The sequence below is a fragment of the Bacillus sp. SORGH_AS_0510 genome (genome assembly GCF_030818775.1).
Taxonomy (GTDB): Bacteria; Bacillota; Bacilli; order Bacillales; family Cytobacillaceae; genus Neobacillus.
The window spans coordinates 1,871,481-1,885,052 of the sequence record NZ_JAUTAU010000001.1 but is presented as its reverse complement, the minus strand read 5'-3'; the positions used below and the strand labels follow the sequence as shown (position 1 = coordinate 1,885,052).

General features: G+C 38.5%; 15 protein-coding genes. 5 read left to right on the top strand and 10 right to left on the bottom strand.

All coding sequences use genetic code 11. From position 1 onward, the window contains the following. Window positions 1-54 precede the first annotated feature (54 nt). Complete coding sequence (gene ispG, locus QE429_RS09525; RefSeq protein WP_307290755.1) at window positions 55-1,155, top strand: flavodoxin-dependent (E)-4-hydroxy-3-methylbut-2-enyl-diphosphate synthase; 1,101 nt, start codon at window positions 55-57, stop codon at window positions 1,153-1,155. 66 nt (window positions 1,156-1,221) lie between these two features. On the opposite strand, the gene QE429_RS09520 is transcribed toward ispG, so the two are convergent. After that, complete coding sequence (locus tag QE429_RS09520; protein WP_373463240.1) at window positions 1,222-1,566, bottom strand: hypothetical protein; 345 nt, start codon at window positions 1,564-1,566, stop codon at window positions 1,222-1,224. 331 nt (window positions 1,567-1,897) lie between these two features. On the opposite strand from QE429_RS09520, the gene QE429_RS09515 reads away from it, so the two are divergent. Beyond that, complete coding sequence (locus tag QE429_RS09515; protein ID WP_307286762.1) at window positions 1,898-2,503, top strand: 5' nucleotidase, NT5C type; 606 nt, start codon at window positions 1,898-1,900, stop codon at window positions 2,501-2,503. 22 nt (window positions 2,504-2,525) lie between these two features. On the opposite strand, the gene zur is transcribed toward QE429_RS09515, so the two are convergent. The 3 genes from zur to QE429_RS09500 are packed head-to-tail and all read right to left on the bottom strand — an operon-like array spanning window position 2,526 to window position 4,557. Further along, on the bottom strand, window positions 2,526-2,939 hold the full coding sequence (zur, locus tag QE429_RS09510) for a zinc uptake transcriptional repressor Zur (RefSeq protein WP_307286760.1): 414 nt from the start codon (window positions 2,937-2,939) through the stop codon (window positions 2,526-2,528). Continuing rightward, the gene (locus QE429_RS09505) at window positions 2,936-3,787 is read right to left on the bottom strand and encodes a metal ABC transporter permease (RefSeq protein ID WP_307286758.1); all 852 of its coding nucleotides are present in this window, start codon (window positions 3,785-3,787) and stop codon (window positions 2,936-2,938) included. Before QE429_RS09505 ends, zur begins: the two co-directional genes overlap by 4 nt. Continuing rightward, window positions 3,784-4,557: a metal ABC transporter ATP-binding protein gene (locus QE429_RS09500; protein ID WP_307286756.1), complete on the bottom strand. Its 774-nt coding sequence runs from the start codon at window positions 4,555-4,557 to the stop codon at window positions 3,784-3,786. Before QE429_RS09500 ends, QE429_RS09505 begins: the two co-directional genes overlap by 4 nt. A 166-nt stretch (window positions 4,558-4,723) precedes the next feature. Between QE429_RS09500 and QE429_RS09495 the strand changes: the two genes are divergently transcribed. Continuing rightward, window positions 4,724-4,981: a DUF2624 domain-containing protein gene (locus QE429_RS09495; protein WP_307286754.1), complete on the top strand. Its 258-nt coding sequence runs from the start codon at window positions 4,724-4,726 to the stop codon at window positions 4,979-4,981. Between the two features lie 42 nt (window positions 4,982-5,023). On the opposite strand, the gene QE429_RS09490 is transcribed toward QE429_RS09495, so the two are convergent. Next, on the bottom strand, window positions 5,024-5,917 hold the full coding sequence (locus QE429_RS09490; protein WP_307286752.1) for a deoxyribonuclease IV: 894 nt from the start codon (window positions 5,915-5,917) through the stop codon (window positions 5,024-5,026). 21 nt (window positions 5,918-5,938) lie between these two features. Further along, complete coding sequence (locus QE429_RS09485; RefSeq protein ID WP_307286750.1) at window positions 5,939-7,255, bottom strand: DEAD/DEAH box helicase; 1,317 nt, start codon at window positions 7,253-7,255, stop codon at window positions 5,939-5,941. Window positions 7,256-7,515: 260 nt separating this feature from the next. On the opposite strand from QE429_RS09485, the gene vrrA reads away from it, so the two are divergent. Together vrrA and QE429_RS09475 are read left to right on the top strand one after the other, a co-directional pair. Then, window positions 7,516-8,208, top strand: a complete 693-nt coding sequence (gene vrrA / locus QE429_RS09480; RefSeq protein ID WP_307286748.1) for a VrrA/YqfQ family protein — start codon at window positions 7,516-7,518, stop codon at window positions 8,206-8,208. Between the two features lie 138 nt (window positions 8,209-8,346). Continuing rightward, window positions 8,347-9,297 carry a 4-hydroxy-3-methylbut-2-enyl diphosphate reductase gene (locus QE429_RS09475; RefSeq protein ID WP_307286746.1) on the top strand — a complete coding sequence of 317 codons (951 nt, stop codon included), beginning with the start codon at window positions 8,347-8,349 and terminating at the stop codon, window positions 9,295-9,297. Window positions 9,298-9,534: 237 nt separating this feature from the next. Here QE429_RS09475 and QE429_RS09470 read toward each other — a convergent pair whose 3' ends face one another. The 4 genes from QE429_RS09470 to QE429_RS09455 form a co-directional block, all read right to left on the bottom strand. Then, window positions 9,535-10,650 carry a Nif3-like dinuclear metal center hexameric protein gene (locus tag QE429_RS09470; protein WP_307286744.1) on the bottom strand — a complete coding sequence of 372 codons (1,116 nt, stop codon included), beginning with the start codon at window positions 10,648-10,650 and terminating at the stop codon, window positions 9,535-9,537. Next, on the bottom strand, window positions 10,637-11,356 hold the full coding sequence (locus QE429_RS09465) for a tRNA (adenine(22)-N(1))-methyltransferase (RefSeq protein WP_307286742.1): 720 nt from the start codon (window positions 11,354-11,356) through the stop codon (window positions 10,637-10,639). Before QE429_RS09465 ends, QE429_RS09470 begins: the two co-directional genes overlap by 14 nt. 100 nt (window positions 11,357-11,456) lie before the next feature. Next, window positions 11,457-11,825 (bottom strand): cytochrome c550, encoded by a 369-nt coding sequence (cccA, locus tag QE429_RS09460; RefSeq protein WP_307286740.1) that lies wholly within the window; start codon window positions 11,823-11,825, stop codon window positions 11,457-11,459. Window positions 11,826-12,267: 442 nt separating this feature from the next. Further along, entirely contained in the window at window positions 12,268-13,407 is a 1,140-nt protein-coding gene (locus tag QE429_RS09455; protein WP_307286738.1) for an acyl-CoA dehydrogenase family protein, read from the bottom strand. Window positions 13,408-13,572 lie beyond the last annotated feature (165 nt).

The window sequence follows — 13,572 nt, the reverse complement described above, 5'->3', positions numbered from 1 at the left end:
TTTTAGAACCTTATTCGAATTCCAATTTAAAGGAGCGAATTCCACGTGAGTGAAATTATACATCGCACAAAAACCCGGCCTGTTAAAGTTGGTAACTTAACAATTGGCGGGAATAATGAATTAATTATCCAAAGTATGACCACAACTAAGACTCATGATGTTGAAGCTACAGTAGCTGAGATTAAACGTCTTGAGGAAGCGGGATGTCAAATTGTTCGGGTAGCCTGCCCGGACGAACGAGCAGCAAATGCTATATCAGAAATCAAAAAACGAATTAATATTCCACTTGTCGTTGATATTCATTTTGATTATAAATTAGCTCTAAAAGCTATCGAAGGCGGAGCAGATAAAATCAGAATTAATCCTGGTAACATCGGGAAGCGTGAAAAAGTAGAAGCTGTTGTAAAAGCAGCAAAAGAACGTGGTATTCCTATTCGCATTGGGGTAAACGCAGGTTCTCTTGAGAAGAAGATCCTTGAAAAATACGGATACCCTACTGCAGATGGAATGGTCGAGAGTGCTCTTCACCATATCAAAATTCTCGAAGATTTAGATTTCCATGACATTATTGTTTCAATGAAAGCATCTGATGTTAATCTTGCAATTGAGGCATATGAAAAAGCTGCACGTGCTTTTGATTACCCATTACATTTAGGAATTACGGAATCCGGAACACTCTTTTCGGGAACTGTAAAAAGTGCTGCAGGATTAGGTGCTATTATTAGTAAAGGGATTGGAAATACCCTTCGTATTTCATTAAGTGCAGACCCGGTTGAAGAAGTAAAAGTAGCAAGAGAACTTTTGAAAGTTTTCGGACTTTCATCGAATGCTGCAACATTAATTTCATGCCCTACATGTGGTCGAATTGAAATTGACCTAATCAGTATTGCGAATGAAGTAGAAGAATATATACAAAACATCAAAGCACCAATTAAGGTTTCCGTTTTAGGCTGTGCAGTAAATGGGCCTGGGGAAGCTCGTGAAGCTGACATTGGAATCGCTGGCGCACGTGGAGAAGGTTTACTTTTTAGAAAGGGCGAAATCGTCCGTAAAGTTCCAGAGGCTGAAATGGTAGAAGAATTGAAAAAAGAAATCGACCAAATTGCGGAAGAATATTTCCGTAAAAAAGCTGAGGAAGAAAAAGTAAATCAATAAAATTACACAGTATGAAACCCGGTAGGCACTTCTACCGGGTTTCTTTTTGCTCCTAGGCTGTTCATGTTAAAAGAACGGAAGAATAAACATACCAAGAATGATGGAGATGGCGCCAATACCTATTGCCCAGGCACCAAGCCCCTCAGCGCCTCTTCTTCTAGCAACAAACCCTAACACAATGCCGGCAGCCCCAAAAAGAATGGGCATTACGAACAGGGACAATATAGAAAGGGCAATGGCAAGGGTACCCATTCCGGTACCTCCCTCTGCTCTCTCTCTATCACCTGTACGCACATCTCTTCGAACTACTGGCACTGGGGCTGCTATTTCGGCAGCTGTTTCTTCCTTATATCCTGTAGAATGAATAGGAACTGATGCCCCAATTTCAGGAACAGGATCGTCTTTTTTCAAGGAATAGCGAGTCTTTATAGGCTCAGCAACTTCTGAGGCTACTTCTTCTCTAAATTCAGAAGGAGAATTGGGAATCTCTTCGCCTATAATCGAACTTCGAAGGGCTTCCTGTACTCTCGTGTCTCTTTCATCTGCCATCCTAATCCCTCACTTTCAGTTATAGGAGCATTTATTATTGTTAGCTTTCGTGCAAATTTTAATATGTTAAAGTTTGACTGCATTAGTTTTTTATTTCATGTACCGAAAAAATTTACTTATAAATAAATACTTTATTGTTAAGCTGTCTTTGGTAAAATAAAGATAGTCTATTGCAATTTGAAGGTGAACCTATATGAGAAAAAGATTTGGAATTGACATCGACGGAACCGTTACATGCCCTAAATCAATCCTGCCTTTTATTAACAAAGCATTCGGAATGAAAATTATGTATGAAGACGTTGATCAATATGATTTAACACCATTTGTTAATGTATCTGAAGAAGAATTTGCCCAATGGTTTACAAAGAATGAACCAATCATTTATAAAGAATCTCCTCTTGCAAAAGGAGCAAAGCAAGTTCTAAGAAAGTGGCAAAATATACATGAACTATTCTTTATTAGTGCAAGGGGCTCCCATCTACTTGAAGTGACTGAAAATTGGTTTTTTGACAAGGGTTTAACTTTTGACCATATTGAATTGATTGGTTCCCATGATAAAGTGGAAACAGTTAAAAAACATAAGGTAGAGCTTTTTTTCGAGGATAAACATGATAATGCTATAATGATTCATGAGGAGTGTCGGATCCCTGTCATATTATTCGATACACCCTATAACCAAGATCCAATTCCTAAAGGAGTTATTCGGGTAAACAACTGGATGGAGGCAAATAGCTGGGTTGAAAATTGGCTATGGCAAGAAGAGGAAAAACATCGACTGGCTGGCACGCGAAGAGGCTGACTCATTTGAGTCAGCCTCTTCTTTAATTCAAACAATCCGGACAGCGTCCATATATTTCAAATTTATGACCAGAAACATCGTAGCCTTTTAAGTTTTCGCTTAAGTCATTCATAGGGCAGGTTTCAATTTTTTTCGTTTTCCCACAGTCTAAACAGATAAAATGGTGATGGTGGTGGCTGCTTGAACAAGTAAAACGAAAATGTTTCTCACCAGACAACTCAGTCATTTCTAATATCCCCATATTAACAAATAAGGATAAATTTCGATATATTGTATCAAAACTTAGACCTGGATAATCATCCTTTAACTGATCAAGCACATCCTTGGCCGTTAAATATTTATCGCTATCGGCAAACAATTGAAGCATATCTTCTCTTTTTCCTGTTTGCTTAAAACCATTTTCTTTTAAATATTGGATCGCTTCGTTAACGTTCACTTTGCTCCACCCCCAACTGCACTAGACATTTTTTTATAAAAGATAGAACAAATTAAAATAAGGACTGCAAGCATTACTATTGTTCCACCTGGAGCCAAATCCACATAATAGGCGATGAAAAGTCCACCTAATACAGAAATCTCGCCAAAAAGAACGGATAAGAAAATCGTTTGCTTAAAACCTTTAGCAATTCGAATACTAGCAGCGACAGGCAACGTCATTAAAGAGGAAACCAATAAAATTCCAACGATTCTCATTGATGCAGCAATAACAAGCGCAACCATAACAATAAAGATGAAATGGATGCTTTTTGCGGCAATTCCAGAAGCCTTCGCATGCTCTTCATCAAAAGAGAGTAAAAACAACTCTTTATACAATAGAATAATGACTAAAATAACAAGAACACTGATGAATAGAATGACCCAGAGGTCTGTTCTGCTTACAGCAGACACACTACCAAATAAATAGCTGAACAAATCAGTATTAAATCCATTGGCAAGAGAAATAAAAATAACCCCTAGCCCAATTCCACTAGATAATATGATGGGAATTGCAAGTTCCTGATAGTGTTTATAAACCCCTCTTAGCTTTTCAATAAATAAAGAACCACCTACTGAAAAAACCATTCCTAAATAAAGCGGATTTAAGCCGGCCAATACGGGAAAACTTTTTTCAATTAACAGACTGGCAGCAATACCCGCTAATGTTACATGACTCAGGGCATCAGCGATTAAAGATAATCTTCGAACTACGATAAAAACCCCTAATAACGGGGCAAGAATCCCGATTAATATTCCGGTTAAGAAGGCATTTTGTAAAAATTCATAATGAAATATTCCTTGGATCATTTTTGGGCGCCTCCGTGTTCATGGTGATGTGAGAGTAAATGAACATCATGACCATAAAATTCAGACATTCCTTCCCCTTTTAATTGTTCAAATTCCTTTGTTTCACCATGAAAATGCAGATGTTTATTTAAACAGGCAACATGGGTAACTTTATCAGAAATAGTCCCAATATCATGGGTAACCAATAACAATGTAATAGCACGGCTTTTATTCAAATCCCCAAGCATTTGATAAAAGGAATTAACGTTTTCAGCATCTACTCCAACTGTCGGTTCGTCAAGAATAAGCAACTTTGGTTCACTTACTAATGCTCTAGCGATAAAAACTCTTTGCTGTTGCCCTCCAGAAAGTTCTCCAATATTTCGATTACTGAACTCTCTCATGCCAACTGACTCTAATGCCTCATATACTTTTTTCGAATGTTCCTTCTTAAAAAAAGAAAACAAGCCAAGTTTTTTTGTCAGTCCACTAGCTACTACTTCAAATACGGTAGCCGGAAAGCCTGTATTAAAAGAATTCGCCTTTTGCGACACATAACCGACCTGCTGCCACTCTTTAAATTTATTTATTTCCTGACCGAATAGAGTAATCTCACCTTTTTGCGGTTTTAATAACCCTAAAATTAATTTTAAAAGGGTGGATTTCCCGGATCCATTAGGCCCAACAATTGCTAAAAATGACCCATCAGGGACGGACATATTAATATTCTCTAGGACTGTGTCTTTTTCATAACGATAAAATAAATGTTTTATATTAATTACTGATTGCATGATTTGCACTCTCACTTCAATTATAAGAATCATTCCGATTTAACTTAGAGTAGTATACAATACGAGATTCTGATTGTAAAGCAAACAACATGCATATTTCCCTTGCATAATTCCATTGTCACACTCCCGTTAGATTTTCATACATTAGCATGGAGGAGTGATGAAGGTGAAAATATTTGAAAACATCATCAATCATAAGATCAATACGATAACTGCTGAAGAGTTAGTTAAATATGCCAATCAATTTAATATTAATGTCAATCAACAGCAGGCTAGTAAAATTGCTGAATACTTACGCGGGAAAAACATTAACATTTTTGACCATACCCAACGTAGTAAGTTAGTAAAGGAAATTGCTAAAGCAGCAGGACCCGAAACCGCACGTGAAGTGAATAAATTATTAATGCAGTTTACAAAGCAATAAGAAGGTCAATTGAAAAAGCTGTGCAGAATGCACAGCTTTTCCTTATGATTGCATGATAGTATCTAAAAGGTTTTCATTAAACTCCTGCTTACGAAGCATCTCAATTTCATATTTGTAAGGAGCTTTTTTATTGTTTTTATCTTCACCAACAAAAGGTGTCTCAAGAATCTTAGGGATATCCATCAATTGTGGATGATGCACAATATAATTTAATGCCTTAAAACCAATATGACCAAACCCGATATTTTCGTGGCGGTCCTTTTTCATTCCTGCGGCATTTTTACTGTCATTGATGTGAAGTACTTTTAACTTATCCAAACCAACTATTTTATCAAATTCATTTAACACGCCATCAAAGTCATTCACAATATCATAGCCCGCATCATGTGTATGGCATGTATCGAAACAAACGGATAATTTATCACTATAATGAACTCCATCCATAATCATGGCGATTTCTTCAAAGGACTTACCACATTCAGATCCTTTTCCAGCCATCGTTTCTAAAGCAATTTGGAGCTGTTCTTTTCCTGTAAGAACTTCATTAAGACCTTCAATGATTTTCTTTATTCCCGCTTCTGTACCAGCACTCACATGTGCACCTGGATGAAGGACAATTTGCTTAGCACCAATGGCTTCCGTTCTATCAATTTCACTGCGGAGAAACCTTACACCCAATTCAAAGGTATCTGGATTTGTGGTATTCCCTATATTGATGATATACGGAGCATGGACAATGATTTCTGAGATACCCTGCTCCTCCATATGTTTTCTCCCTGCTTCAATGTTTAGGTCTTCAATTTTTTTTCTTCTTGTATTTTGTGGTGCACCGGTATAAATCATAAACGTATTCGCACCATAAGAAACTGCTTCTTTACTCGCTGCAAGTAGCATCTCTTTTCCGCTCATGGACACGTGTGAACCAATCTTCAACATTTTTCCCTCTCCATTCTAGCCTTATTTCTTTTTCTGGTTTAACTTACGCTGACGCTTCTTAATTTTATCCATTTCCCACTGCATTTTCTTTTTATAGCCTGGTTTTACCTTTTGCGGCTTCTTTACTAGTGATTTAGCTGTTTTAGCTGCTTCATCTTCTTTTCTAACTCGTGTCTTTCTTCTATTCCGTTCATCTATTTCCTCAAATCCATCTTTTTTAAGATCGACATTTTCAAACTGAATACCCATTTTTTCCAACTTATTTAAGGCATCTTCATCAGAATTTTCATAGATGGTAAGCGCAATTCCTGTATTACCTGCTCTTGCTGTTCTCCCTACCCTATGGATATAAAAATCTAAATCAGATGGCAATTCATAGTTTATTACGTGACTTACCCCTTCGATATCTATTCCCCTTGATGCAAGGTCTGTAGCCACAATGTACTGGAACTCCAAATCCTGTATTTGCTTCATCATTTTTTTACGTTCACGAGGATTTAAGTCTCCATGAACACGGCCAACCTTTAATCCCTTTTCATTTAAAAAGTACGCTACTTCCTCTGCCATTTTCTTCGTATTCGTAAAAACAATCGCTAAATAAGGATTGTAGGCAAGTAATGCATCATGCACAAGCTGCTTCTTACTACGATGTCTAGATGGCAATAGATAATGCGCTAAATTTTCTGCAGCCTTATTTTTCGCATCCACATGAATCGTTTTTGGGTTTTCCATATATTTCTTTAAGAAAGGCTTTAGCTTTTCAGGAATAGTCGCTGAAAAAACAAGCATTTGCAAATTCTCAGGCATTTTGGCAGCCACCTGATCTACATCCTCAATAAACCCCATATCAAGCATCATATCTGCTTCATCTACCACTAGGATTTCTGATGTATGAGTGAAAAGGGCTTGTTCAACCATCAAATCTTTAATACGGCCAGGAGTACCGACAACGATTTGCGGCTGAACTTTTAATTTCTCGATCGTACGTTGCTTGTCCGTACCACCAATATAACATCTTGTCATGATCTGACGATCAGGACTGCATTGTTCAGTTACTTTTAAGATTTGATGATAAATTTGTGAGGCTAACTCTCTTGTTGGAGCAGTAATTACTGCTTGTACCTCTTGACGATCCGGGTCAATTTTTTCAAGGATGGGAAGTACATAGGCAAATGTTTTCCCTGTTCCTGTTTGAGATTGCCCGATGGCACTTTCTCCTTTTAGTACTAACGGAATCATCCGTTCCTGAATTTCAGTTGGATTATAAAAACCAAATTTATTCAGTGATTCTATGATAAATGGCTGCAACTTAAAACGCTCAAATTTATTAACTTTCATATAAAGGCTCCTTATTCTAAAAAATATCCATAAATGATAACGTAGTTTTCTCCACTAATATATAACCACACTTTTCATTCCATCATGTTATTATATTAAAGTTTCACTTAAATCACCAGCTAACTATCTATATATTTCTCATCTTTTACATTTTATCCGGTTTTTAAAATGAAATTTCGTCGTTACTTGTGTAGAATACCTAAACCATTTTAGGTGAAATGCATATTTTAAATCATGAGGGAACGAAAGGAGGTCGTGGTATGCAACCAAGACCAAGAATACCAATGCAAGGCGGAATGGGCCCAGGAATGTATGGAGGAAGAAATCCGATGATGGGGGCAGGAAACAATCCTTTTGGCGGGATGATGGGACCAGGTGGTAATCCCTTTGGTGGGGGAGGACCCATGATGAGACCTTCTGCAAACCCATTGGGAAGAAATCCAATGATGGGAGCAATGGGTAGGCAAGCGAACGGTGGTGGCGGACTGCTCTCAAGGATTCTCGGAAGAGGAAATCCAGCTGGCGGGGGTGCCGGAGGACTTATGGGCGCCGGGGGAGCTGGCAGAGCCGCTTCAGGCGGAGCTGGCGGTTTACTTCAGTCCTTAAGTAATCCTGGGGGTATAACCAATATGCTTAATAATACCCAACAGGTTTTAAGAACCGCCCAATCAATAGGTCCGATGATTCAACAATACGGACCGATGGTTAAGAATCTTCCAGCAATGTGGAGGCTTTACAAAGGCTTTAAGAATGCTTCGAAGAGCACTGATGAATCCACCAGTGAACAGAACAATCAATCCATATCTGTTACAGAGGAAGAGTCTTCGACAAAGGAACTCACAGGAAATCGTCGAACAGGAAAAACATCCACACAGAAAGAACAGCAAAAACCCGTCAATACTGGCAACAGCCAAAAACCAAGAGGGACATCTACCCCAAAAATGTACATCTAACCTATGAATGCTGGGAACAGCATTCTTTTTATTTTATCAAGAATGAAAAGGAAAAATGTATCTTTGTATTATATCTATTAGTTTTATATAATAATTACATAGTCTATTAAACAATGTCTTTTAGGGGGACTTTCTTATATGCAAATCATTAAAATATCTCCACGCGGATACTGCTATGGTGTGGTCGACGCAATGGTCATTGCCAGAAATGCGGCATTAGATAAATCACTACCTCGCCCTATCTACATTTTAGGGATGATTGTTCATAATAAACATGTGACCGATGCCTTTGAGGAAGAAGGAATCATCACATTAGATGGTAAAAACAGAATAGATATACTTGATAAAGTCGAATCTGGGACGGTAATCTTTACAGCCCATGGGATTTCACCAGAAGTTCGTGAGATGGCTAAAAAGAAAGGTCTAGTCACTATTGATGCAACATGTCCAGACGTTACCAGAACCCATGAACTAATTGAAGAAAAGACGAAACAAGGTTACCAGGTTATTTACATTGGGAAAAAAGGACATCCTGAACCTGAAGGAGCGATTGGTGTTGCCCCTGACATGGTTCATCTTGTCGAGACTCCAGCTGATGTGGAAGCATTAAACATTGATTGCGAAAAATTACTTGTAACCAATCAAACAACTATGAGCCAATGGGATGTCGCTGACACCATGGATAGAGTCCAAAAAAAATATCCTCATGTTGAGGTTCATAATGAAATCTGTCATGCAACCCAAATTCGCCAAGAGGCTGTTGCCAACCAAGCCATAGAAGCAGATGTTACTATTGTAGTAGGTGATCCAAAAAGCAATAACTCGAATCGTCTTGCACAGGTTTCTGAAGAAATTGCCGGAACAACCGCTTACCGAATTGCTGATATCACAGAATTAGAAATTGATTGGATTAAGGATGCTAAAACGGTTGCTGTCACATCCGGCGCCTCCACCCCTACTCCTATTACAAAGGAAGTCATTACCTTTCTTGAACAATTTGATCCAAACAATGAGGCAACATGGGAACGTAGAAAGAAAGTCCAGTTAAACAGAATATTACCCAAGGTTAAAAAGACTGAGGGAGAGTGAAAAAAAGAACCGCGTCTATGAACATTAGACCGGTTCTTTTTTTCTTTTGGTTCTGTTAAAATTGTCTGTTGATTTCCGCTCCAGGCGCTTCGCTTTCCGTGGGTGTTTCGGCGAGCCTCCTCGGCGCTTGCGCCTGCGGGGTCTCTCCTGAACCATACTCCCACAGGAGTCTTCGCGCCTTCCGCTCCAATCAACAGAGTGTATAGATTAACACGGTTCTTTAACACAGCCTATCTTTTATACAAATCGAAAAGGATCTGTGTTGATTTCAGATGGGAATATTTCAACTTCATATCCAGAGTCTTTACACATTTGCTGTAAAATGACTGTGAGCCCTTTTTTCATTATCTTTTCTACGTTATGACCAGGATCAATCATATTAAGCCCTTGCATCATCGCGTCGTGTGCAGTGTGATAATAAATGTCACCTGTCACATAAACATCTGCCCCTTTAAACTTAGCATTCATGAAATACTTATTTCCATCGCCACCTAAAACAGCCACTTTTTTAATTCTAGTATCAAGGTCACCTACCACCCGGACTGTCTTAACATCAAGGGCAGTCTTTACTTTTTCTGCAAATTCTCCAAGAGTCATTTCACTAACTTTTCCAATCCTGCCTAGACCTAGCACTTCACCAATATTTTCTGTAGGATACACATCATATGCGACTTCTTCGTACGGATGCGCTTTAATCATCGCAGTTACCGCTTTTTTTAGAAGCGGCTCTGGAATAATCGTCTCAATTCGTACTTCCTCTACTTCTTCTATTAGACCTACTTGACCAATAAATGGGTTCGTGTCTTCACCAGGTATAAATCTTCCAGTACCATTAGCAGAGAAAGAGCAGTGACTATAATTCCCAATAAAACCGGCTCCTGCACTACCAAGTACTTTTCTAATCTCTTCCGCATGGCTTGCTGGTACAAAAACGACTAATTTTTTCAACTTCGTATCATAGGTCGGTACAAGGACTTCTGAATCCTGTAATTCTAATGCAGCTGCTAGAAGATCGTTTACTCCTCCCTTTGCCACATCCAAATTGGTATGCGCAGCGTATACTGCGATATCGTGCTTCAATAATTTTTCAACGATTCTTCCTTGAGGAGTATCTGTCAGGACATTTTTAAGCGGTCGATAAATGATCGGATGGTGGGCAATAATGAGTTGTACATTTTTTTCTATTGCTTCATCGATCACATTTTCCAGCACATCTAATGCGATCATAATACGCTCAATTTTCTTGTTCAACCGTCCAATTTGCAAGCCGATTTTATCACCTTCCATCGCAAAAGATTTCGGTGAAAACTGTTCAAAAAGCTGAATAATCTCATGCCCGTTAGGATTCTTCATATTTCAGTACCTCCTCAACTAACTTAATCTTGTTCAATAGCTCTTGCTTTTTCTCTAATGTCTCAGCTGTTTCTCCCGCACTCTCTAACTGCTCCACTATTCGTTTCCAGTTTCTAATTTCCATGGTCCATTTCTTTTGAAAGGCTGACTCTTGTTTTTGACATAAAAACGGCCCTAATAAAAGACCGCTTTCTAACTGATCCTGATAGGGTTTAGAAGGATCCCCTTTTTCACCAACAAGAACCTCGTAAATTTTCCCGTCTTCTTCCATAATTTCTTCCGCAATAAGTTCCCAGTTGTTCTCCATAAACCATTTTCTTATAGAAACGGCACTTATATTTGGCTGCAAAATTAACCGCTTAACCGACCCAAGCTTTTCTTTTCCATTTTCTAAAATACTTGTGATTAAGGAGCCACCCATTCCTGCTATAGTAATATAATCCACCTCTCCAGGCTGAATGACTTCTAGACCATTACCCATTCGCACAGAAATAATAGAAGATAAACCTTCTGATTGAACATTTCTTTCAGCTGAATGATATGGACCTGCTGCAACTTCTCCTGCTACTGCAAAAGAGATTCCTGTATTTTTGGCTAAAAAGCAAGGTAAATACGCATGATCGGATCCAATATCAGCAATCCTTGCCCCAGCAGGGACATATTTAGCAACTGTTTCTAGACGCATTGACAATTTATCTGTATTCAAAATACCACCACTTTACAAATTATAATAACTTTTAAATCGCTTTTCCCATTATAAAAAAAAGTCCTTCACTTATGCAAAGGACTTCTGTAAAAATGTTAAATTATTTGATTGTTTTTAACCAATCTGCCATTGCTCCAGCTTTATCTGGTGAAACTAGACCAGCTGGCATGTTACCTCTACCTTTTGTTACGATCTCTTCTAATTGTTCCTTAGAATACTTGCTTCCAACACCTTTTAGCGTAGGACCAACTACTCCTTGGTACTGATCGCCGTGACAAGCAACACATGTTTGCTTATAAATGTCTTCTGGTTTAGATGCAGCTACTTCTGTCTTCTCGCTGCCTTTTCCTTCACCCTTCTCACTAGCGACTTCTTTCATATCTCCAAGGCCTTTGAAAGACATGACAAATACAAGTACGATTCCAAAAACCATGATAAGAATAAAAGGAATTACTGGATTACGGTTCATGATATTTACCTCCCTTATGTACGAACATCTGTTAATAAATAAATAGTCTACAAACAATTACTATTTTACTTGAAAATGAACAGAAGGAAAAGCCCTAAACTTATTTTATCACTATAATCTTTATAAAAAAGAAGGCTCTGATAAACTCGCCAGTTGATTTCCGCTCCAGGCACGAACGGTTCTTGGGTGTTTCGGCGAGCCTCCTCGGAGACAGGCGCCTGCGGGGTCTCCCCTGAACCATACTCTCACAGGACATTGAATGGCATCTTGAATCCGCCCACGCACGAAGGAAATGCGATAGCATTTTCGAGGAGTCTTCGTGCCTTCCTTTCCAATCAACAGGGTGTAAAATCAACACTGTTCTTTTACACAGCCAAAAGAAAAAAGAGGTAAATTAACAATATTTATTAATTTACCTCCATTATCATTCCCATATTTACTTTTAACAACCAATTAATCGTGAAATAACCATTCTTTGTACTTCAGATGTTCCTTCCCCAATTTCAAGCAATTTTGCATCTCGCATCATTCTTTCCACTTGATACTCTTTCATATATCCATATCCACCGTGAATTTGAACGGCCTGACTGGTCACTTCCATACATATTTCCGATGCATATAGTTTACACATAGCTGCTTCCTTAGAAAATGCCCTGCCTTGATCTTTTAACCATGCAGCTTTATAAACCATATTACGTGCTAACTCAATTTTCATAGCCATATCAGCTAATTTAAATTGAATGGCTTGGAAGGAAGAGATAGATTTCCCGAATTGATTTCGTTCCTTTGCATAAGCAAGTGCTTTCTCATAGGCCCCCTGAGCAATCCCTACCGCCATAGCGCCAATTCCAATACGTCCGCCATCCAGTGTGATTAAAAACTGTCTAAACCCCTCTCCACGCTTTCCTAAAAGATTCTCAGAAGGAACTCTGACGTCTTCTAACACAAGTTCTGTTGTATTCGAGGCATTCAACCCCATCTTTTCATAGTTATCAATGATCGTAAAGCCTTCAGAGTTAGTAGGGACAATAATGGCACTAATTTCTTTCTTCCCATTCTGTTCTCCTGTTACCGCGGTTAAAGCTAAATGCTTAGCGAAGCTTGCATTTGTTATGAAACACTTATTTCCATTAATTAAGAACTCACCACCTTCTTCAACGGCAGATGTCCTTGTCCCCCCTGCATCTGAACCTGCATTAGGCTCTGTTAAGCCAAATGCACCTAAGGATTCCCCTGTACAAATGGGAGTTAAATATTTTTGCTTTTGCTCCTCGGTTCCAAATAAATATAGTGGCGCCCCACCTAAAGAAATATGGGCAGAATAGGTTATCCCTGTGGATGCACATGCTCTGCTTAGTTCTTCTGTTACGATGGCGAAACTGACGGTATCTGCTCCTGCACCACCATATTCTTCTGGGAATGGAAGCCCCATAATCCCCATATCTGCCAGCTGCTTAAAAACTTCTACTGGAAATTTTTTAGTCTTATCCCGTTCAATAGCACCGGGCGCTACTTCTTCATCAGCAAATTGTCTAATGGTCCTTTTAATCATATCTTGTTCAGCAGTTAAGTCAAAATTCATTTTAATCCCCCTTGAAACAACTTTGTATGCGCTTTCTTTACTATTATAAGAGAAATGAATAAAATTTCTCAACATTTAAAAATTTTATAAAATAATTTATTATTTGAAAATAATAAAAAAAACATCATTAAAAAGCATTAAACAATATTTAACACTCTCTTCAAG

What these genes read in the sequence shown, in the direction of transcription:
- QE429_RS09515 (WP_307286762.1), top strand. Translation starts at nt 1,898, where the DNA reads ATGAGAAAAAGATTTGGAATTGACATCGACGGAACCGTTACATGCCCT.
- QE429_RS09505 (WP_307286758.1), bottom strand. Translation starts at nt 3,787, where the DNA reads ATGATCCAAGGAATATTTCATTATGAATTTTTACAAAATGCCTTCTTA.
- QE429_RS09500 (WP_307286756.1), bottom strand. Translation starts at nt 4,557, where the DNA reads ATGCAATCAGTAATTAATATAAAACATTTATTTTATCGTTATGAAAAA.
- QE429_RS09490 (WP_307286752.1), bottom strand. Translation starts at nt 5,917, where the DNA reads ATGTTGAAGATTGGTTCACACGTGTCCATGAGCGGAAAAGAGATGCTA.
- QE429_RS09485 (WP_307286750.1), bottom strand. Translation starts at nt 7,255, where the DNA reads ATGAAAGTTAATAAATTTGAGCGTTTTAAGTTGCAGCCATTTATCATA.
- vrrA (WP_307286748.1), top strand. Translation starts at nt 7,516, where the DNA reads ATGCAACCAAGACCAAGAATACCAATGCAAGGCGGAATGGGCCCAGGA.
- QE429_RS09475 (WP_307286746.1), top strand. Translation starts at nt 8,347, where the DNA reads ATGCAAATCATTAAAATATCTCCACGCGGATACTGCTATGGTGTGGTC.
- QE429_RS09470 (WP_307286744.1), bottom strand. Translation starts at nt 10,650, where the DNA reads ATGAAGAATCCTAACGGGCATGAGATTATTCAGCTTTTTGAACAGTTT.
- cccA (WP_307286740.1), bottom strand. Translation starts at nt 11,825, where the DNA reads ATGAACCGTAATCCAGTAATTCCTTTTATTCTTATCATGGTTTTTGGA.
- QE429_RS09455 (WP_307286738.1), bottom strand. Translation starts at nt 13,407, where the DNA reads ATGAATTTTGACTTAACTGCTGAACAAGATATGATTAAAAGGACCATT.